General features: G+C 46.2%; 13 protein-coding genes, 1 tRNA gene, 1 other RNA gene and 4 pseudogenes. 9 read left to right on the top strand and 10 right to left on the bottom strand.

Translation table 11 applies throughout. From position 1 onward, the window contains the following. Positions 1-93 precede the first annotated feature (93 nt). From dtd to QUB77_RS31765, 4 genes and pseudogenes are all read right to left on the bottom strand, one after another. Positions 94-549: a D-aminoacyl-tRNA deacylase gene (gene dtd, locus QUB77_RS16100; RefSeq protein ID WP_333174234.1), complete on the bottom strand. Its 456-nt coding sequence runs from the start codon at positions 547-549 to the stop codon at positions 94-96. A 99-nt stretch (positions 550-648) separates the two neighbouring features. Next, positions 649-876, bottom strand: a pseudogene (gene tnpA / locus QUB77_RS16095) (IS200/IS605 family transposase); the annotation flags it as partial. A 29-nt stretch (positions 877-905) separates the two neighbouring features. Continuing rightward, positions 906-1,106, bottom strand: a pseudogene (locus QUB77_RS31770) (hypothetical protein); the annotation flags it as partial. A gap of 366 nt (positions 1,107-1,472) precedes the next feature. After that, positions 1,473-1,985, bottom strand: coding sequence for a hypothetical protein (locus QUB77_RS31765; protein WP_445251892.1), 513 nt, complete (start codon positions 1,983-1,985; stop codon positions 1,473-1,475). A gap of 475 nt (positions 1,986-2,460) precedes the next feature. Here QUB77_RS31765 and QUB77_RS16085 point away from each other — a divergent pair, with 475 nt between their 5' ends. From QUB77_RS16085 to QUB77_RS16060, 6 genes are all read left to right on the top strand, one after another. Next, positions 2,461-3,498: an aldo/keto reductase gene (locus tag QUB77_RS16085; protein WP_333174237.1), complete on the top strand. Its 1,038-nt coding sequence runs from the start codon at positions 2,461-2,463 to the stop codon at positions 3,496-3,498. An 834-nt stretch (positions 3,499-4,332) separates the two neighbouring features. Then, a complete protein-coding gene (locus tag QUB77_RS16080) occupies positions 4,333-5,634 on the top strand; it encodes a glycosyltransferase family 1 protein (RefSeq protein WP_333174238.1) in 1,302 nt (433 codons plus the stop codon). Between the two features lie 129 nt (positions 5,635-5,763). Then, positions 5,764-7,005, top strand: a complete 1,242-nt coding sequence (gene glf, locus QUB77_RS16075) for a UDP-galactopyranose mutase (RefSeq protein WP_333174241.1) — start codon at positions 5,764-5,766, stop codon at positions 7,003-7,005. Between the two features lie 149 nt (positions 7,006-7,154). Then, the gene (locus tag QUB77_RS16070) at positions 7,155-7,511 is read left to right on the top strand and encodes an STAS domain-containing protein (protein WP_333174243.1); all 357 of its coding nucleotides are present in this window, start codon (positions 7,155-7,157) and stop codon (positions 7,509-7,511) included. 207 nt (positions 7,512-7,718) lie between these two features. Then, positions 7,719-9,602 (top strand): glycoside hydrolase family 2 TIM barrel-domain containing protein, encoded by a 1,884-nt coding sequence (locus tag QUB77_RS16065; protein ID WP_333174245.1) that lies wholly within the window; start codon positions 7,719-7,721, stop codon positions 9,600-9,602. Positions 9,603-9,805: 203 nt separating this feature from the next. Further along, on the top strand, positions 9,806-10,906 hold the full coding sequence (locus tag QUB77_RS16060) for a beta-glucosidase (protein ID WP_333174247.1): 1,101 nt from the start codon (positions 9,806-9,808) through the stop codon (positions 10,904-10,906). A 146-nt stretch (positions 10,907-11,052) separates the two neighbouring features. Here QUB77_RS16060 and QUB77_RS16055 read toward each other — a convergent pair whose 3' ends face one another. The 3 genes from QUB77_RS16055 to QUB77_RS16045 form a co-directional block, all read right to left on the bottom strand. After that, on the bottom strand, positions 11,053-12,084 hold the full coding sequence (locus tag QUB77_RS16055; protein ID WP_333174249.1) for a hypothetical protein: 1,032 nt from the start codon (positions 12,082-12,084) through the stop codon (positions 11,053-11,055). Between the two features lie 270 nt (positions 12,085-12,354). Further along, positions 12,355-12,427: transfer RNA gene (locus QUB77_RS16050), tRNA-Glu, on the bottom strand. Between the two features lie 84 nt (positions 12,428-12,511). Further along, the gene (locus QUB77_RS16045) at positions 12,512-13,558 is read right to left on the bottom strand and encodes a M42 family peptidase (RefSeq protein ID WP_333174252.1); all 1,047 of its coding nucleotides are present in this window, start codon (positions 13,556-13,558) and stop codon (positions 12,512-12,514) included. 586 nt (positions 13,559-14,144) lie between these two features. On the opposite strand from QUB77_RS16045, the pseudogene QUB77_RS16040 reads away from it, so the two are divergent. The 3 genes and pseudogenes from QUB77_RS16040 to QUB77_RS16025 form a co-directional block, all read left to right on the top strand. Further along, positions 14,145-14,732: pseudogene (locus QUB77_RS16040) on the top strand (IS607 family transposase); the annotation flags it as partial. A 19-nt stretch (positions 14,733-14,751) separates the two neighbouring features. Further along, the gene (locus QUB77_RS16035) at positions 14,752-15,822 is read left to right on the top strand and encodes a transposase (protein WP_333323281.1); all 1,071 of its coding nucleotides are present in this window, start codon (positions 14,752-14,754) and stop codon (positions 15,820-15,822) included. Positions 15,823-16,072: 250 nt separating this feature from the next. Continuing rightward, positions 16,073-17,791 (top strand): ATP-binding protein, encoded by a 1,719-nt coding sequence (locus tag QUB77_RS16025; protein ID WP_333174260.1) that lies wholly within the window; start codon positions 16,073-16,075, stop codon positions 17,789-17,791. A gap of 148 nt (positions 17,792-17,939) precedes the next feature. Here QUB77_RS16025 and QUB77_RS16020 read toward each other — a convergent pair. The 3 genes and pseudogenes from QUB77_RS16020 to QUB77_RS16010 all read right to left on the bottom strand — a co-directional run. Further along, positions 17,940-18,262 (bottom strand): annotated as a pseudogene (locus tag QUB77_RS16020) (RNA-guided endonuclease InsQ/TnpB family protein); the annotation flags it as partial. A gap of 598 nt (positions 18,263-18,860) precedes the next feature. Then, positions 18,861-19,048: non-coding RNA, 6S RNA (ssrS, locus tag QUB77_RS16015), on the bottom strand. 50 nt (positions 19,049-19,098) lie between these two features. Next, positions 19,099-20,361, bottom strand: a complete 1,263-nt coding sequence (locus QUB77_RS16010) for a 5-(carboxyamino)imidazole ribonucleotide synthase (protein WP_333174263.1) — start codon at positions 20,359-20,361, stop codon at positions 19,099-19,101. Between the last annotated feature and the right edge of the window lie 312 nt (positions 20,362-20,673).

Below are 20,673 nucleotides of genomic sequence, written 5' to 3'. Positions count from 1 at the left end.
CGCAGGGGTTCGGTGAAGGGTACGGTAGGAAGATAAGAAAAGTAGGGTGCGGTGCGGTGCGGTGAACAGAGAGGGAGAGGCCTGTCAACCAACTCACCCCGATTCTCTCTCTAATATCAAAGTCACCGGCCCGTCATTCTCGATCGAGACTTGCATCATCGCTCCAAACCAGCCTGTTTCAACTTTTAAGCCGCTCTGGCGCAACTTTTCGACAAATTTATCATACAGAATTTCGGCTCGTTCAGGAGCCGCTGCTCGATCCAAGGAAGGTCGCCGACCTTTGCGACAGTCGCCGTAGAGCGTAAACTGACTGACAACCAGCAACTCGCCACCGATGTCTTGTACGGACTTGTCCCAGCGCCCGGTATCCGTGGCAGAGTCGGGAAACAAACGCAATTCTAGGCATTTGCGAGCCATCCAATCGAGTTCTGCTTCGGTGTCGGTGTCTGCAATACCTACAAGCAAGTTAAGTCCGCGGCCAATTTTGCCGACAATTTGACCTTCTATTTCGACTTGAGATGATTTTACTCGCTGGATGATGACTCGCATAGACTTGCTTTTTGGTAGCGTCTTAGGATTATAAACAATACCCTGAAAACCCCGCGACTTTAGTCCGGGGATGAAAGGGCGTTGCAGGATTTATCCTGCCTACTCTCTTTGCGCTGCAATGTAACGCTTAACCGTTTCTGTGCAAATATTCCCCGCAGTAGAAACAAAATAACTAGGCGTCCACAGAGTAGGTAGTTTAAGAAGTTCAGGAAACTCCTTCCTTAAATGATGAGACGCTCGCCCTTTAATTTTTCTGATGATTGTAGCTGGAGCGTCTACTGGCTTAACATTAATTAACAAATGGACACGATCTGGCATGATTGGGAGCGTGTCACTTTTGCGATGAGTAAAAATACTTAAGTAGCTTTTTGTGATTTACCAATTAAGCCGTTTAAGTAAGCACATCGATGAGCTAATACCTGCCCAACATGTTCGGATTTCCAACTTGCTCCAGATATTTTAATCCGTCTAGCTATTTGCTTAATTCCTGATTCTACGGCGCCAGAGTCAATTGAACAAATTCCGTCTCTCTGGAAAACTTCATAATTAATAATTCTTTCCTGATGCTTTTCTAAATACTTACAGAAGTGAATTGCTGATTTTTTCTTTAACTCTGTGAATAGTGCTATTGCACTTCGGACATTTCCTTACCATAAATATGTTTCGGCTTGCTTTAACCGCTTAATTGAACCACCCACATAAGTGAAAATTTTCATTCAGATCATACCAATATAAGATTTCTCTTCTGTTCTGTTCACAACTAATTTCCTTGAATATATTCCCGACTCCATCATGTCCATCACAAGCGACAAGTTACTGGGTTTGCTAGTAGTTGTTGATTTGCCCAATCAATAATCATATTATTTTTGTCGAAACTAGCTACTATTCCCGCCTCTGAAACAATTGCTTTATAGTCGTTCTACTCAGATCTTTCTCATGAAAGGTGTGATTAACCGAGCTTTGCCACCATCTACACTTAGTTCAGTAATATCTAATGTTGCTACTGGTTTATTAAATTCTTGATAAGGTACTAATATGAGTTGTGTTTTCGATGGTACAGTAACCCCAGTTATGTATTTAATATCTTTTGATGCACTTTCATAAGCAACATTAGCACTCAGTCTTAAACAGCAGTTTTCTAAATGCGGACTTAATCTGCTTCCCGTACCACACCCTAGTAGCTCCGCTTGCTTCTCGGTGATACTTAAATCACCTAATGTACTTTTTAATTTCTTTACCCTTCCTGCTTCTGTCCCGCTAGCTGAGTAGATAAAAAAAAATCCGCTCTGTGGTGTTACATGAGTGAACACTCTTTCTTTTACTGCTAGCTCGATATCTTCTAATGTCTTTAACGATTCAGGTTCACAATCCGCATACAGGATTGCAGAAATAGCTTCTACATGTGTTTGAATCGCTTGTTGCTGTTCTGGGGTCATGGTTCAGTCGCCATTAATAAGACACTATTATTTGCGCCTATTTTGCTCAACAATGGCTCAAAGCCACTATTTTACTCTTCTTGAGTATTTATATTTATCGCAAAAGTGACACGCTCCCTAATTTTTTCTCTAGTTCTGTCTGGTTTTCTGATTATTTAAGATAACCTTTTTTTATTTAACTCATTTCATAAAATACCTATCTAAAGGTAGATATTTGTTTGAGCATTTTACTGTATTTTAATTTATTGATGTAATCCTAAATACATTAGTAAGACGATCGCACGGGCGCGCTTTTTAAACTAAAGGCAGCGGGGAGACAGCATCACCCTGCTAGGGCATTTTGATTGACTTGGCAAAACATTCAACATTAAGCACAGCGCTAAGGCACCGTAAAACCAACCACCCCGACTGATGGCAACAGTTTGGGAAATCCCGATCTAAACTGTTAACAACCATTAACTAGGGGAAGGGTGACATGAGATACAAACTACTAGGTCACAGCGGGCTTCGCGTTTCCGAAATCTGCCTCGGAACCATGACTTTTGGGGAAGAGTGGGGTTGGGGGAGCTCTTACGACGAAAGCCGGAAAATGTTCGACGCCTTTGCAGAAGCGGGCGGCAATTTCATTGATACCGCGAATCTCTACACCAACGGTACTAGCGAAAAATATGTTGGTGAGTTCATCGCAGCCGATCGCGAAAAATGGGTAGTTGCCACTAAGTATAGCCTCAACATGAAGAATGGCGAAATCAACGGTTTTGGCAACCACCGCAAAAATATGGTGCAAGCAGTAGAAGCAAGCTTAAAGCGATTGCAAGTTGAATACATAGATTTGCTGTGGCTGCACGCTTGGGATTTTACCACACCCGTCGAAGAAGTGATGCGCGCTTTTGATGATTTGGTGCGCGCCGGCAAAATTCTTTATATCGGCATTTCCGATACGCCGGCTTGGATTATTTCTCAAGCAAATACGATCGCCAATCTGCGCGGTTGGACACCCTTTATCGGCTTGCAAATCGAGTATTCTTTAAAAGAGCGAACTCCCGAACGGGACTTAATCCCTATGGCAAAAGCATTTGATATTGGCGTCACAGCTTGGAGTCCCTTAGCAGCCGGTTTGCTGACAGGAAAATACAACACTTCAGAAACAGCCAGCGAAGCTAAACGGCTGAATTCACCTGAATCGGGAAAAATTAACGAACGAGACCTCAAAATTGCTGAGGAAGTTAGCAAAATAGCAGCCGAAATTGGCAAACCTGCTTCTCAAGTAGCCCTAAATTGGCTGATCCAACAGCCAGTCGAAGTTATTCCGATTGTGGGTTCCCGCAAACTCTCGCAACTTCAGGAAAATCTCGCTTGTTTGGAGTTTGAATTAACCCTGGAACAAATGCAGCAGTTAGACAAAGTAAGTGCAATTGAATTGGGTTTCCCTCACGATTTCTTAAAGAGCTCGACGGTGCAAGATTTTGCCTTTGGAGGAGGACTCGCCAAGATTGACAGCCGCCGACTGTAAAGTTGCTGCTATTTTCAGGTCGCGGATTGAGGTCGATATTTGGTCTTTGATTGCAGGTATCGGCGAACCCGCCCTGAGAGGGATGATTGACATTTGTGCTGTGGGCGCAAGGTTAAACTGACGCCCACAGCCCAAATGTCGTCACTTGGTTTCTTCCCACAGACTCGCGCAAAATCTTAGGTTTATCGTTGCGGTTGCCTGGTTTCTGTTATATTGTTGAGACAGGTGCTGTTCGGTCAGTTTAACCTCACTGCATAAACTGTCAATTGTTAATCTATCGGAAGTCAGAAATCTTAGGCGAAACTTGGTATAGTAGGATACAAATTTACCCAATTAGCGATCGGATGATTTAAAAAAAAGCCAGGTTTGTCAATCAAAAAGCCACATAAACTTGATGACAAATTTTCTATCATCTCCAAATAAAGCAATAAAACTCGCTCTTTTTTCACCCCGTACCTGCCAGTTAAGAGTATTTTTACAAGGTCGATCGGCATTTTAACGGCTTTTGAAGCCAGCCTGCAAGCTAGGTGTCTCCTAAGATAAAAGTCATCCTTCAGATAGAAGTTAGGGCAGAAAAACTAGGTTACATTTAACAACAATAGCAAGTCTAACAATATTAACTTATCTCCAAGTTTCAATTCTGAAAAAAGCAGATAAGTCGGTTTTTTCCGCAGCTAAACAGTTTATTTGTTTGGCTCACTGAATGTGGCGCTTGCTCGTCAATAAAAGTTCTCAGATTTATGCTTGCGACTTTCAGTAAGAGAAGGCTGAGAAATATATCCTATTGACAACTTTTAACGAACCAATTTTCATGGACAAATTCCAGAGGCTAATATGTCGCCCCCAGAAAACTCAGTAAACAATAGTTATAGCAATAAAGAGCGAGCATGGGAGATCCGATTTACCTCTATAGATCCAGCAAAATCGCCCTCTCAATTTGCTTCCTCGCCCGCATTGCGCGCCAACTTATCAAAAACTGAGGCTTTAGATGCACCAGATTTAGTTTGCCTGTCTCATTTGCGGTGGAATTTTGTCTATCAGCGTCCGCAACATCTCTTAAGTCGTTGTGCGAAAACTCGTCGCGTATTCTTTGTAGAAGAACCGATTTTTAGCGCGGCTACAGATTGGTGGCTTGATGTCAGCATCCACGAAAGCGGAGTCTGGGTAATAGTACCGCACCTGACCCAAGGAACCAGCGAAGCAACAGCACAAACTGCTCAGCAAGCCATGCTAGATGATTTGTTTAGAGCAGCGGAAATTAGCCAGTACATCCTCTGGTATTACACACCAATGGCTGTCAGTTTCACAAGCCACTTACAGCCGCTAGCTGTAGTCTACGACTGCATGGATGAACTGTCAGCATTCAAAGGCGCACACCCCAATTTAAAAGCCAATGAAAACCAACTATTAAAGCGCGCCAGCGTAGTATTTACAGGCGGACACAACCTTTACGAAGCCAAACAGCACCAGCACCCAAACATTCACCCCTTCCCCAGCAGCATCGAAAAAGACCACTTTGCGACAGCCAAGAATCTTTCAGAAGAACCGGCGGATCAAAAAGACATTCCTCACCCGCGTTTGGGATTTTATGGCGTCATAGACGAACGCATGGATATCGAACTGCTGGCGGGCATGGCCCAAGCAAGGCCGGACTGGCATTTAGTCATCATTGGCCCGGTGGTAAAAATCGATCCGGAAACTCTGCCAACACACCCCAATATCCACTATCTCGGCGGCAAATCTTATCAAGAACTGCCAGCGTATCTTGCCGGGTGGGATATAGCCATGCTGCCTTTTGCGATTAACGAATCGACTAAGTTTATTAGTCCGACGAAAACTCCAGAATACCTCGCGGCAGGCAAACCTGTGATTTCTACTCCTATCCGCGACGTGGTGCGGCCCTACGGAGAAAACGGCTTGGTTCGGATTGCTAGCAATTCTGAAGAATTCGTTGCTTGTGGCGAAGAAATTTTCAGCGAAAGTTCGGACGTTCGCACCAAGTGGCTGAGCGAAGTAGATGCCTTTTTAGCCGACAATTCTTGGGACAATACCTGGGGCGAAATGCTGGGGTTGATCGAAAGTGCGATCGACGAGAAACGGCAGAAAGCCGAAGACAGGATGAAAGTTTTAAGTTAGGAATGTTGAGGTTGAACTTAAAGATTTACACTTTACCGATTCAAAAAATAACACTCAACACTCCTCGCTGTATGTCCAATTACCAATTATTCCTTACCCTTACCCTTACCCCCAATCAGAGGTGTTTCAATGTTTGACTATTTAATCGTCGGAGCAGGATTTGCAGGTAGCGTCATTGCCGAAAGACTAGCAAATGAAGCTGGAAAAACTGTCCTGATAATTGATACGCGCAACCACATCGGTGGCAACGCATACGATCACTACGACAATCATGGCATCCTCGTACACAAATACGGCCCCCACATTTTTCACACCAATTCGCGCCAAGTTTTCGAGTATCTTTCACGGTTCACCGAGTGGCGGCCCTACGAACACCGAGTCCTCGCCAGTGTTGACGGTCAACTGCTGCCAATTCCGATCAATCTCAACACCGTAAACAAACTTTACGGGCTGAATCTCACCTCATTTGAAGTAGAAGATTTCTTCGCGAAAGTAGCAGAACCAAAAGATTACATTCGCACTTCCGAAGATGTCGTTGTCAGCAAAGTCGGTCGCGAACTTTACGAGAAATTCTTCCGCAACTACACCCGCAAACAGTGGGGAATGGACCCCTCGGAACTCGACAAATCAGTGATTGCCCGCGTTCCCACTCGCATTAACCGGGACGATCGCTATTTCACCGATACCTATCAAGCAATGCCTCTGCACGGCTACACTCGGATGTTTGAAAAGATGCTTTCTCACCCAAACATCAAGGTGATGCTGAATACCGACTACCGGGAGATTGAGGGTTTTATCCCTTACGGAGAAATGATTTACACCGGGCCGGTCGATTCCTATTTCAATTATTGCTACGGCAAACTTCCTTACCGTTCCTTGGAATTCAAGCACGAAACACTGAACGTACCCGTACACCAAGAAGCCCCGGTGGTAAATTACCCGAACGAGCATTTATATACTCGCTGCACGGAGTTTAAATACCTCACCGGACAAGAGCATCAAAAAACTAGCATTGTCTACGAATATCCCCAAGCTGAGGGAGACCCTTACTACCCGGTTCCACGCCCGGAAAATGCCGAAATTTACAAGAAATATAAGGCTTTGGCTGATGCAACTCCGGGAGTTTCTTTCGTGGGAAGGCTGGCGACTTACAGGTATTACAACATGGATCAAGTGGTCGCTCAAGCTCTGACAACCTACACCCAAATTACTACCAAGCCGGTGATTGAATTGGTAGAAAATGTTAACGGTTCAGCCTCTAATGTCAGCTCCTCCAATGAAGTTGCCCATCGCCCAAGCGCAGCTTCTCTAGAAGTCGCTGCTGTCAACCACGGCAACGGCAACGGCAACGGCAAATCTGCTAGCAAGTAGCTGGAAGCTGCGAGTTTGTAGGGTCAAAATGCTTGGTGTTCCGTGCGCACCCTACGGCGATAGGTAAAAAAATGTAAGGTGCGCAGTGCGCACCCTACTCGGTTTTCATCAAAAGTTATTTAATAATTCAAACAAGCATTGAGGTAAAAATGAACGTTCTAGTTAAAATTGTTTTGTCTCATGAGGTTTTGGAAAATTCTCAATTGTCTCAGTTTCAGAAAGAAATACAGCGCCTAATTGCCAGCGGTGGCAAAATTATTATGCTCGATTTCTCAAAAATAAATTTTCTGAAAAATTCCGAGTTAATGGCGGTAGTGGCGCTCGTGAAATTAGTTAGAGACAGCGAATGTATTCTTTTGATCTCTGCCATGAGCGAACAAGTTAGAATTCTCTTTGAACTCACGGGACTACAGCAAATATTTCAGTGTTTGCCGTTCGCCGAAGATTTTTATCTCAAAAGTGAGCCAACTGAACCGTTAGGAGGTTTGCAAAGTCTTGCTAGCTAGAGGAAGAGGGGGAGAGGGGGAGAGTGGCGCATAGGAAAAATCTTCCTGGTTTATTGTTTCTTCTTCTGACTAATGACTTCAGCACAAGAGATCCTTCAGATGAGGCTGTTTTAATGGCAGAACTTTTGCAAATTAATCAGCAAAAAACTTGTCAAAGTGGTGGTAATTGTAGCTAACCTATAAATATAACTTTGGGTAGATGTGCCGATGAGTTGGTTAGGTAGAGAACTAGAAAATTGCGAGATAGAAGAGTCTGCAACTCTTGATACTAAGGTGACAGTTCAAGGACGGAAAACAGGTTATCCGCGCCCACAACTGCGCCGGAGCAACTGGATTTGTCTCAATGGTCAGTGGAGGTTTGCTTATGATGACGCAGGACGCTGCGTGCAGCCGATCGATATTTCTGAGTGGACTCACACTATAGAAGTGCCGTTTGCTCCAGAATCGGCAAAAAGCGGGATCGGCGACACGAATTTTCACCCCAACTGCTGGTATGAACGCGAATTTGACATACCCCACACAGAAGGCAGAGTTCTCCTCCACTTTGGGGCTGTAGACTACCGCGCCCGCGTCTGGGTGAACGGTCAGTTTGTCATCGAACACGAAGGCGGACACACTCCTTTCAGCGCAGACATTACAGCAGTTGTGAACCTCAACGGGCCGCAGCGGGTGACAGTCTGGGCCCAGGACGACCCGCAAGATTTGGAACAACCGCGTGGCAAGCAAGACTGGCAAATAGAGCCCCACAGTATTTGGTATCCGCGCACGACAGGCATTTGGCAGACAGTCTGGGTAGAATTGGTGCCTCACACTTATATTGAGCGCATCCGCTGGACTCCGCAGTTTGAACGCTGGGAAATTGGTTTTGAAGCGTTTGTCGCGGGCGATCGCCAGTCGGGAATCCAGATTAAAGTTAAACTGTCGATCGGCTGCATGCTGCTGGTCAACGACACCTACGAAGTCATCAACGGCGAAATCCACCGCCGCATCGCCCTCTCCGACCCTGGTATCGACGACTACCGCAACGAATTGCTGTGGAGTCCCGAAAAACCGACATTAATCAACGCTCAAGTGCAGTTGTGGGCCGACGGCAAACTGCTCGACGAGGTTAAATCTTATACCGCCATGCGGACGGTCAGCATCCAGCGCGATCGCTTCATGCTAAACGGCCGCCCCTACTATTTGCGACTGGTGCTCGACCAAGGTTACTGGCCCGACACCATGATGACTGCCCCTTCCGACGAAGCTTTGCGCCACGATGTCGAATTAGTCAAAGCAATGGGTTTCAACGGCGTCCGCAAGCACCAAAAAATCGAAGACCCCCGATTTTTGTACTGGGCTGACGTGCTGGGGCTCTTAGTTTGGGAAGAAATGCCCAGCGCCTACCGCTTCACTCCCAAAGCCGTACAACGGCTGACGCGGGAGTGGACGGAAGTCATCGAGCGCGACGGCAGCCACCCCTGTATTGTAGTCTGGGTGCCGTTCAACGAATCTTGGGGAGTTCCGAATTTAGTCGAAGCAGCAGCCCACCGCAACTACGTGCAAGCGCTGTATTTTTTGACCAAAACCCTCGATCCGACTCGCCCCGTCATCGGTAACGACGGCTGGGAAAGCATCGATACCGACATCTTGGCGATTCACGACTACGACAACAACCCGCAAACCCTAGCCAAACGCTACGGGCCCGAAGTCCAGCTAGCCGATTTGTTCGATCGCGGGCGTCCCGGCGGGCGAGTCCTCACCCTCGACGGACACCCGCACCAAGGACAGCCGATGATGCTGACAGAATTCGGAGGCATCGCCTGCGCCGGCCGCGAAAACCCCGATTTTTTCCGGGTTTGGGGCTACGTGCGCGCGTCCGACACGCAGGAACTGCAAAGGCGCTACACCGCGCTGTTGAAGGTAGTAAACCGAGTGGAAATGTTCAGCGGATTTTGTTACACGCAGTTGACCGATACTTTCCAAGAAGCTAACGGTTTGCTGTATGCCGATCGTACTCCCAAGTTTCCCGTAGAGGTGATCGCGGCGGCAACTCTTGGCTGGGATATTCCCGAAGAAAGTTCACAGCCGCAAGCTATTACTCAGTGCTAATTGGTGATTAGTCAAGGAAAAAGTAAAAATCTGAGATTTTTTTCTGATTTCATTTTGGCTTTTTGCCGATCGATATAGTTCTTACAAAAACACCCTTTGTAGTAAGGGCTTTAATCCTTTCTGATTGAGATTTAAGGACTCAAGTCCTGACTACAAACCTTAATGACCCATTACCCATTCGATTGATGTTTCAAAGTTTTTTCATGGGCGGATTTGAATGTTCCACCCACAGAGTGCAATCTGGAAAACGCCTCGATGTCACAGCCGCCACCGGTCACGATAAATTTGCAGCAGCCGACTACCAACGCTTGCAGGAGCAAGGCATTTACACAGTCCGCGAAGGCCTCCGCTGGCACTTAATTGAACAGACACCCGGAAAATACGATTTTTCCAGTTCCCTGCCAATTATCCGGGCCGCCCGCGACATGAAAATGCAGGTAATTTGGGATTTGTTTCACTACGGCTGGCCAGACGATATTGATATTTTCAGTCCCGAATTTGTGTCCAGGTTTGCCCAGATGGTGCGCGCTTTTATGGAAGTGCTAACTGAGGAAACAGACCAAACACCTTTCGTGACACCTGTTAATGAAATTTCATTTATTGCTTGGGCCGGCGGCGATGTCGCCTACATCAATCCGTTTGCAAAAGGGCGGGGAGACGAGCTCAAAATCCAGTTAGTCAAAGCTGCGATCGCAGCGATAGAATCAGTTTGGGAAGTCAATCCCCGCACCCGCATCGTTCAAATCGATCCCACAATTAACATTATTGCTGACCCTGACAAACCGGAGGATCGGGACGCGGCGGAAGGTTATCGCTTATCTCAATATCAAGCTTGGGATATGTTGGCTGGACGTTTTCGCCCGGAACTTGGCGGCAAGGAAAAATATCTCGATATTATTGGGGTGAATTATTACGATCGCAATCAGTGGATTCACAATGAAGATCCGATGAAATACACCGATCCGCTGTACCGCCCGTTTCGTGAAATGCTGCAAGAAGTGTTTGAGCGCTACCGTCGCCCCTTATTCATAGCAGAAACAGGCACTGAAGACGATTTTAGGCCTGTCTGGTTTAATTATGTGTGCACTGAAGTAATAGCGGCGATGAAAGCAGGAGTTCCGATAGAGGGAATCTGCTTGTATCCGATTGTCAACCATCCGGGTTGGGACGACGACAGGCACTGTTACAATGGTTTGTGGGATTATTGCAATGAATCGGGCGATCGGGAAATTTATCAGCCTTTGGCGGATGAATTGCAGTTTCAACGGCAGCAGATTGAACCGTTGCTGAAGTTGCGCGATTGATAATTGCTTCTGTAGGGTGCGCTTCGGCGCACCTTAATGGGTTAATCTAATTAATAGTCTGAGCTCGTGTCCGGTCGATCGACTGCCATATCCGAAAAAAGCCTTGAGCTGCTTCAAGAAAGCAAATAGCTCTACAACCGCTGGTCTCATTCTTCCCATTGACTGCCTTTGGCTTCCAACTCTGCCATTTTTTCCTTCCTTAGTTCATGTAATGTCTTCTTAGTCGAACTAAGCACTGCCCATTCATAAATATTTATAGAAGACCAATCAGTAACTTTCTTTCCCCAATTATTATAGGAGATTTCTTCCCCATTAAATAGGACAAATGTCTCATCGACTATTATAGCTTCAGAACTTTCAAAATATTTTATTTCAAGGCTATCCCCAGCTTTGATTAATTCCCACTCAAACAGCTTGTCCATTCGAGGTAGCCAAGTTCTTGTAAAGGCAGAATCAGTCGATATAATTTCTCCCTTGATGGTAGAACCTCCTCCGGCTAAACCCACGTAAAAATCATCCAGTTGTGCCGGAGGCAAAATTTTCTCAATACTCAAAAAACCTTGCTCTCCTATAAAAACAGGAGTGAGATTAAGACAGATAGCGTCTACCCCATTTGAAATCAACCAAGCAACAGCAGAAAGGGTTTGCTCATCAAAGGATGAGGCTATAAGTATTATTCGTTGTTTTTTGTTAAAGGTTTTGAGTGCGTCATTGCTTGACAAGAATTTATTCAACTCTCGTCTCGCTTTTTCACTAGGAGTCAAATCACCTAATTCATACTCCTCTTTGTGTATCTCGATATACGAGCTATAGACCAACTCTACAAGGGATTCAGGTGTAGAAATTTTGGCATAACTCGCGGCATACCTGATAGCTTGAAATTCAAAAGGTTCTTTTCTGGCTTTGATGTCTTGTACGTCGCGTTTAATCTCGATTAGAACAATATTGCCATCTGCATCAATGGCAGTTAAGTCGCTAATCCCATTACTTGCATTACGAACTTGTTGACCTACAACTAGAAGAGTTTGGTCATCCCCAAAGAGCAAATTAATGTTTTTGCGTAAGAACTCTTCAATATGTCTTTCCTGTAAGTTTAAGTCTTTAAAGTTTCTAACTTTTATTTCTATTGCTTCGTTCCTTTGGATGCCGCTGTGGTCGAAAGTAACAGGTATGTACATCGCACTCCCTTTGCTGCTATTAGCTGTCTAAGTGTTCAACTATATTGAGCCTATGTATCCGCTCAATAATCCGGGGTAAATCGCTCAACGATGCACCAGGAACCAAACTAAATCAAGCCGATTTTTGCCGTTGCTTCGGGATCTCACGTGTCTTCTCAGCAAAAACCCGGTTTCTGGCTATCCGTGCGTAAGTCCTAAAGCAATAAGGGCGGGCAAAATTGCCCACCCCATATACTAGATATCACTTGGATATCAGACTTAAATTTTCAATACCCCCAGGGGAATTCGAATCCCCGTCGCATCCGTGAAAGGGATGTGTCCTAGGCCTCTAGACGATGGGGGCGCGTTGCGTTTGCTTGTGTTCCGCACCTTTATTACCTTAACTAATCTTTCCCAATCTGTCAACTACTTTGTGAAAGTTTTTTTTCTACTCGTCCCAAAGCTCCTCACAGTAGGCTTTGAGGATGGCGGCGCAATTGCCGATCGCCCCGAGATGAGCAATCTCAAAGCCGTGGGTGTTCTGGGTGGGGAAAGCCAAACAAGCGGCGCGGGCTACGTGGCCGAACTTCATGGCGATCGAAGCATCGCTCCCAAAACCGCTAATTACCGCCAACTGCACCTCTACATCGGCTGCTACGGCTGCTGCGCGCAATTGGGCGTTCAATCCTTCATCGTAGACTCCGTAGCCGTCCTGAACCAGCAAAACCGGGTTTTCGCCGTCAAGAATCGGGTATTCCGGTGCCAGAGGGCAAATTTCCAAAGCGATCAGCGCGTCCAACGGCTGGCGCTGCGTGAAATACAAAGCTCCGATCGCCCCAACCTCCTCCTTCGCCGACGCTACCAAATAAACATTCACTGCAGGCTCTTTCAAACATTCCGCCAGAGCCAGCAAAATTGCCACTGAAGCCTTGTTGTCCAGAGTGTAGCTCCCGATCCAATCCTTCAACCGCAGCGGGCGCTTGCGGTGCTTTCCCACCACCATCCGCGTGCCCGGCCGAATTCCGGCCTCGGCTAATTCCTCGGCGGTACACTTAGTTTCAATCCAGGCATTTTCCCACTTTAAAGAAACATCTTCCTGCTGAGCTTTCTGAGGAGATTCGTGAGAAACATGGCGGGAACCGAAGCTGAGAATGCCGCTAATTGTTTGCTTGTCTCCGAGCAAATCCACCGCGCCTTCGCCGTAAACCCAAGGAAATGCGCCGCCCAATCTGCGGACTTCCACGCGGCCACTCTCGCCTATTGTTTTAACTAGGGCGCCAATTTCGTCTTTGTGGGCGGTAATGGCGATCGACTTTTCGGGATTGCGGCCCTTAATTAGAGCGATCGCATTGTCCGCGCGATCGATCCAAGCATTCACTCCTAGGGCGGCGAATTTTTCCATCAACCGCTGGTTAATTTCCGACTCCGCACCGCTGGGTGAGTGCAGCATTACTAATTCTTCGATTGTTTGGAACAGGCGATCGAACTCTAACATTTTGGATTTTCGTTTTTAGGAGCCAATTTTGACATATATTAAAGCAGATTTACCAGAAAGAATTGGTTTAAAGTCCTAAGCATAAGCGGGAGAAATTAAAATAAGACTATTCATTACTCCAATCCTCGGACTTCCAGGTAGAGGTAGCTGTCAACTGTCAACTGTCAACTGTCAACTGTCAACTGAACCTCTATTTCCCCGGCGGTACACTTAGTTTTAATTCAGGCATTTTCCCACTTGAAAGAAACATCTTCCTGCTGAGCTTTTTGAGGAGCCTAGGAATGAAGCAATTGGACGCAGGGATTGAGTAACAAGATTCATGGGAGCGCGTGGATACGTTGGCCAATCCGTTGGGGTTTCACCTCACCCCCTGACAAGCTGGTCACGCGACCAGGAGGCGACCAACAGCAGCCGTTACTGGTGGCGGATACACTGCTGCCTAACAAGGGCTATGATCCAGATCGGGGCATTATTGACCCCCTCAATGCCGAAGGGGAGAGTATAGTCCTGTAGATTAATTTATTGAATTTTACTGAAAATACCTTAATTATGCGCAAAGCTAGGAGCGTAGTAAACAATTCAGAAATTGGATACCTACTCAACCCCAAGACAAGCAGCCGAACATTTTGGAGTTTGCCTGCACACACTCAGACGGTGGGAAAAGGATGGAATCATCAAAACCATCCGCACACCCGCAGGTCAACGGCGATACTTAATCAACTCTTATGCCGGACAAAACAAAACCAACCTCAGAACAATTTTGTACGCCAGAGTTTCAAGTCGAGGGCAAAAAGCTGACCTTGACCGACAAATTGCAAAATTACTGGAACTCTATCCATCAGGTGAACTTGTTACCGACATTGCCTCCGGGCTTAATTTTAAAAGGCAAGGACTTAGATCCGTTTTGGAAGCCGTCCGTACAGGCAATGTCGGCTCTATTATTGTTGCCCACAAAGACCGACTTGCCAGATTTGGTTTTGAACTCATTGAATGGCTCGGTCAACTCGATGGAGCAAAAATCGTGGTTCTCCACCAAGACAACCTTTCTCCAGAACGAGAGATGGTCGAAGACATCCTGGCCATTATTCACGTCTTTTCCAGCAGACTCTACGGACTGCGAAAGTATAAAACTAAAATCAATGAAGATTCAGATTTACCCAGAGCCAGCACTAGCCAAAATCTGGAAAACCTGGATGGCAGCGACAAGATATTGCTACAACCAAGCAATTTCTCAGCAAAGACAAAACCGATTAAGTAAGCTCAAGTTGCGTAACAAAATTATGCAATCAGATTTGCCACAATGGGTAAAAGATACACCGTGTCATATCAGGCAAAATGCTATTTTCGACGCACATAGAGCGTATTCGGCTAGCAAGGATGCCAAGTATCGCAGTATCCGCAACCCTCGTTCTACCATTAAATTCAATGATGCTAACTTTATAGATGGAATGTGGTTTAAGTCAAAAGTTAAAGGCTTGAAATTCACAGCATCTGAACCCGTTCCAACATCTTGCAAGTATGGCACTCAGCTCGTTCTCAATCGTGGCAACTGGTTTGCCATTTTTCCTGAAGAATATCGCTCAAAACTGTCAGAGACTAAATCAGTAATCGCTTTAGACCCCGGTATTCGGACATTCCTTACTGGCTACGACTCGGAAAAAGTAATTGAGATTGGTAGCGGAGATATCGGAAGAATCACCCGCCTATGTCAATATCTTGACGAGTTAATGGGAAAAATGAGTAAAGTGTCTGCCAAACAGCGAAGAGCGATGAGAAAGGCTGCGGGAAGAATCAGAAGCAAGATTCAAAATCTTGTTGATGAACTTCACAAAAAAGCTGCACACTTTCTAACCACGAATTACCAAGTTATCTTTCTGCCAACATTTGAAACGTCTCAAATGGTGAAGCGTGCCAAACGGAAGATTAATAAAAAATCAGCACGTCAGATGCTGACTTGGGCGCATTACCGTTTTAAACAAATCATCAAGCATCAAGCCGAAAGGAATGGCTCAATTGTGGTTGATGTGTCTGAAGCCTATACTTCCAAAACTTGTGGTAATTGTGGTCATATTCATCGCCAGCTTGGTGGCTCTAAAATGTTTAAATGCCCTCATTGCCAAACGGTAATTGGACGGGATTTGAACGGCGCACGTAATATCTTGTTACGTGCTTTGTCGGATTCGACCTGTTCTGTCAGCGATGACGGGATTGCTATCGTTACATCTCCAGCATTGCAGAGCTATGTTGAGAAATGTTCAGCGTAAATGAATCAGCGCCATAATTTGACAAAAGCCACAATAATTGCAAGACCCTGGAAACTTACGATGCTCAATTGTACAAAGCCCGTCATTTGATTGAGAATTTTTTCCCCAAGCTCAAGCAGTATCAGGCAATCGCTACGCGCTATCACCCTAGGGCGGTGAACTTTCCGGCGTGCGATTCTTCTGGCTGCTGCGGTCATCTGGTTGAATTGATGACACCTCCTAAATTAACTTGACAGTGCCGTAAACTAATATGCCTGACCTCTTGAGCACCTTCTTTTCTAATAATTTCATTCCTCACGGCCATTGTTACCTCTGGAAACCGGGGTTAGTCTGGCTGCACATAACGTCAGATGCCTTGACTACCGTCGCTTATTTCTCGGTGGCGGTTGCCATTGTTTACTTTACAAATGAGCGTAAGGATCTATCTGCCCACACGGTGATACTGCTGGTAGGTTTCTTTTTTATCTTTGCCTTATGTGGCACGACGCACCTGATGGAAGTAGTGACACTTTGGCACCCCATTTATTGGGTTTCAGGACTGATCAAAGCTGTCACTGGTGCTTGGTCTTTGTATACCTTCACCTTTTTACTGATTCCCTTAATTCCAGTGGCACTCGATACGCCCAGTCCAGCTCAACTTGCCCTTACAAACCAGGAACTAGAAGAGAGTCGCCGCCGTATCCAGGCGATTAATGTAGAGCTAGAGCAACGGGTGCAGGAACGCACTGCCCAACTGGAAGCGTCTAATCGCACCAAAGACGAATTATTGATGCGTGAACAAATAATTCGGGCAGACGCAGAGGCAGCCAACCGTGCCAAGGATGAGTTTCTCTCGGTTCTTTCTCATGAACTCAGAACTCCTCTCAACGCGATCTTAGGGTGGTCAACGATGTTACGGCAAAAAAACCTGAGTGAGGATAAGGTGGCGCGGGCTTTGGAGACGATCGAGCGAAACGCAAAGTCTCAAGCCCAGCTCATTGAAGACATCCTCGATGTTTCTCGCATCATCACGGGTAAGCTGCGTCTCCGAGTCCGTCCTGTCAACCTGGTGCCGGTGATTGAATCGGCGATTGAGTCTGTACACTTGGCGGCTGAGGCAAAGTCAATTCGCCTGCAAAGCGTGCTCGATTCTGAAGCTGGCCCGCTATTGGGTGATGCCGATAGGTTGCAGCAAGTTGTGTGGAATCTACTTTCTAACGCCCTCAAATTTACGCCTAAAGACGGGCGAGTCCAGATTCGTTTGCAGCGGGTTAATTCCCATGTTGAACTTACTGTCAGCGACACTGGAACAGGCATCAGCTCGGAATTTCTACCGTTTGTCTTCGATCGCTTCAGCCAGCACGACAGCACGACCACTCGCAGTTATGGGGGGTTGGGTTTAGGGTTAGCCATTGTGCGTCAATTAGTTGAATTACATGGCGGGACTGTAACGGTAGTGAGTCCAGGGATAGGACAGGGGACGACCTTTACAGTCAAACTGCCGGTGATGATTATCCATCTACCACCCAGCGATCCAGAGCCATTAAACTCGATCGTCGAGGCGAATGGGAAGTTTCCGGCCTCGCCGACCCTTGAAGGCTTACAAATCTTAGTGGTAGAGGACGAGGCGGACGCGCTAGAGTTGCTGAGCACGATTCTCGAAAAGTATGGTGCTGATGTCATGGCTGTGGCTTCGGTCAAGGAGGCGTTGACCATTATCGACACCGCAACCGAGCGCAACCCCGATGTTTTAGTGAGCGATATTGGGATGCCGGATGAGGATGGCTACTCCCTGATCCGCAAGTTGCGTCAACTTGAAGTGCAGCGGGGCGGTAGGCTACCCGCGATCGCCCTAACGGCCTATGCCCGGAATGACGATCGTCAGCAGGCACTATTAGCAGGTTTTCAGATGCATTTGACCAAACCCGTAGATGCTGCTGAGTTAGTGGCGGTGGTGGCCAGCCTCACCGGACGTACAAGCAGGTGCTAAAACCCAGGTGTTCAAAAACAAATGTTGCGTTTGAGAATAATGGGCTTCTTTTGAAATACTCACCGACCTTTCATGTGCGGTGATTCTTGAGGCTTCACAGGGTTCTGCTAACCGTTGCTAGTCTGACAATCCCTCTGCACCGGTTTTGAACTGAACGAATAGACAGATCAATTTTCCCCCACTTAAAGCCACAGTCCGCACAGACTTGGCTAGTAGGTTCCCACCTACTAATTACTGGAAACTCTCTGCCAAATTTCTCAGACTTGGCTTCACAGAGAGTTCTAAATTCTCTCCATCCTTGTCGGCTAATCGCCCTTGAGAGTTTCCGGTTCTTCAACAGTTGATTTCTGATACGTTCAAATCTTCCAGAATAATCCCTTGGTTTTCGTTGACTATTTTGGTTGATAGTTTGTACAGGAAATCTTTACGAGTATCGACAATGCGATTATGTAGTTTGCCAATCTTGATTCGAGGTAAGGATTCAGGTCGAAATATGAGGAATTAAAGATCGTTCTTGCATATCTGTACGATGCGTTTACCCTGCCGTCTTAACGAATTGGTGTTTTTGGTTTGCATAACGACGCTCGTTACATGGGTCTTACTCAAACTCGTCTACAACAACATATTGTGACCAGGAATTTCAAAGGTGGTACCCGCCACGTGATTTATCCGTGGAATCAATCCCAAATCTCAAATCGAAAATCCTCAAGCCCCCGGATTTATCCCTAGGGTCGCCTCTAAAATCTAAAATCTAAAATCTAAAATCTAAAATCTAAAATCTAAAATCTAAAATCTATTGACTGCTGCTGCGATGAATCTGTCAAGAATGTGGGTAAGAGGGCGCAACATTCCGATTGGCTTGACGAGTGTCTCTCGTTTTTCTACTCTTGTTATCTCTGGCTAATCGTCGTTCTTTTTTTCTGAGGATAGGATGTTTGGTTTCACCCTTTTTTAATTAGCCGACAGTCTCAACGAATCGCATCTAAACTCCCAGTATGAGTAAAGGCGTTTACTCAAAAAAAAATAGGCTAGCCATATTTCACAGCGCCTATCTCAATCCAAATTTTAATGGCTCCCCGCAACGCCGTCTTACCTCAGCTTTTGACCTGGTATTTTACCAGGTGGGTACCGTTGGCTCGGACTTAAAGTTTCTGGGTACAAGCCCAGTTTACTGCTGTCCAAACATCTTGATTCCCGAGAGTTAAGAGTTATAGATCAAAAAAACATTATTGGCAGTCACCAACGTCGCAGTAGAACCTTTATTTAATATATACCAACTCACCAGATTTTGGCAAGCTTTGAGCAATTTAACTTGCATACCAGATAGATTCAACGGTTTGAGCGATCGCCTGTGCTTGCGATCGCCCCTGAGCCACCAAGTCCGCGTCGAGCACAACTGTAACGTGACCGAGTTTGCGGCCCGGACGCGATACTTTCTTACCATACCAATGGACAAAAGCACCGCTAATTTGTGCCAGTTGTTGTCTTTTTGCTAAATAATCGGACTCGGCCGACTCGTAGCCGAGCAAATTTACCATGACAGCGCCTGCACATTTCAAAGCCGAATTACCTAAAGGTAGTTGACAAACTGCGCGCAAATGCTGTTCAAATTGTGAAGTTTCACAGGCATCAATGGTAAAATGTCCCGAGTTGTGGGTGCGGGGTGCAATTTCATTGACTAACAGCTTATTATCGGCGGTTAAAAATAATTCAATGCCGAATACGCCGACAGCTTCTAAGCTGTTGAGGAGAGTGCGGGCGATCGCACAAGCTTCAGTTTTGACATCTAAACTAATATCAGCGGGCGCAATCACCAGATGACAAACCTGATTTTGCTGCTGAGTTTCCACTATCGGATAAATCGCAATTTCGCCATTTGCCGATCGAGCCGCAATCACTGCCAATTCGCGATCGAACGGCACAAACTCTTCTACCAGCAAAGACTGACCTTGGAGTTTAGCACGAATTGACTCCAAACTCCCCCGATCCTTAACAATAAAAGTACCTTGGCCGTCATAACCGTGACGCCGAACTTTGACGACAAAGGGAAAGTCGATCGATCCAGCATCCGAGTCTCCTTCCATCTGCACGCTGTCGGAAACAGAAATTGCCGGAAAGTCGTGAGCCACCGCCTTAAACAATTCCGGGGGCAAATCCGCGCTGCAATCCCATTCCCAAAACCTCGGAGTTGGCAAACCCAAACCTTGTAAATAACAGCGTTGAACGTACTTATCCAACAAAGGAGAAAGCGACGACAAACTCGGCTGAAATAACACATCTTGCTGTTCTAGCGGCCGCAAACCATCCAAATCCACAAACTCATTTTCAAAAGTAATAACATCGCAGCCAGCCGCCAATTGAGCCGTAGACAAAACATCATCAACTGCAGCCAAAACAGCACCAGCAGCAACAGAAACTGCCGGATCGGTAGCATGAGGAGTTTGCACTACCAATTCAATACCTAGCGCCCTAGCAGCATCCCCCATCATCGAAGCTAGCTGGCCGCCGCCGACAACGCCCACCCGCTTAAATTTGGCAGATGAACTCGCAGCGGTTTGATTTGATTTCATGTGAGTAAAATTCCGCAAAGTCAACCTGCCTATCTTATCGCTATTTGGCCCTAGCTCAATTACAGTAATTGCCGAGTTAAAAGCCCAAAAATAGTTTGAATTGCATGATTAAATCGAGGCAGAACCCATAAAAATTGGGCAGCTAAAGTCTTTAATTATTGCACGCTCCCAGCCATTGAGAAACAGCCGCCGAACGCCACCCCTGCTGAAAAGTGCCACATCTAGCAATTGGCGATCGCCAAGCATGGCATAATTGACAGCACTGCAAAAAGCAGATAGAAAGGTGCAGACACTGAAAATCAGAAATTCAGG

Source organism: Microcoleus sp. AT9b-C3, assembly GCF_036705485.1.
In the GTDB taxonomy this organism is placed as follows: Bacteria; Cyanobacteriota; Cyanobacteriia; order Cyanobacteriales; family Microcoleaceae; genus Microcoleus.
The sequence above is the reverse complement of the archived record's forward strand: the minus strand, read 5'-3'. Positions and strand labels throughout refer to the sequence as shown.

Bases quoted from the DNA above. Each gene is read 5' to 3' on its own strand.
- dtd (WP_333174234.1), bottom strand. From the start codon at position 549: ATGCGAGTCATCATCCAGCGAGTAAAATCATCTCAAGTCGAAATAGAA.
- QUB77_RS16035 (WP_333323281.1), top strand. From the start codon at position 14,752: ATGGCAGCGACAAGATATTGCTACAACCAAGCAATTTCTCAGCAAAGA.
- QUB77_RS16060 (WP_333174247.1), top strand. From the start codon at position 9,806: ATGGGCGGATTTGAATGTTCCACCCACAGAGTGCAATCTGGAAAACGC.
- QUB77_RS16085 (WP_333174237.1), top strand. From the start codon at position 2,461: ATGAGATACAAACTACTAGGTCACAGCGGGCTTCGCGTTTCCGAAATC.
- QUB77_RS16080 (WP_333174238.1), top strand. From the start codon at position 4,333: ATGTCGCCCCCAGAAAACTCAGTAAACAATAGTTATAGCAATAAAGAG.
- QUB77_RS16055 (WP_333174249.1), bottom strand. From the start codon at position 12,084: ATGTACATACCTGTTACTTTCGACCACAGCGGCATCCAAAGGAACGAA.
- QUB77_RS31765 (WP_445251892.1), bottom strand. From the start codon at position 1,985: ATGACCCCAGAACAGCAACAAGCGATTCAAACACATGTAGAAGCTATT.
- QUB77_RS16065 (WP_333174245.1), top strand. From the start codon at position 7,719: ATGAGTTGGTTAGGTAGAGAACTAGAAAATTGCGAGATAGAAGAGTCT.
- QUB77_RS16045 (WP_333174252.1), bottom strand. From the start codon at position 13,558: ATGTTAGAGTTCGATCGCCTGTTCCAAACAATCGAAGAATTAGTAATG.
- QUB77_RS16025 (WP_333174260.1), top strand. From the start codon at position 16,073: ATGCCTGACCTCTTGAGCACCTTCTTTTCTAATAATTTCATTCCTCAC.
- QUB77_RS16070 (WP_333174243.1), top strand. From the start codon at position 7,155: ATGAACGTTCTAGTTAAAATTGTTTTGTCTCATGAGGTTTTGGAAAAT.
- glf (WP_333174241.1), top strand. From the start codon at position 5,764: ATGTTTGACTATTTAATCGTCGGAGCAGGATTTGCAGGTAGCGTCATT.
- QUB77_RS16010 (WP_333174263.1), bottom strand. From the start codon at position 20,361: ATGAAATCAAATCAAACCGCTGCGAGTTCATCTGCCAAATTTAAGCGG.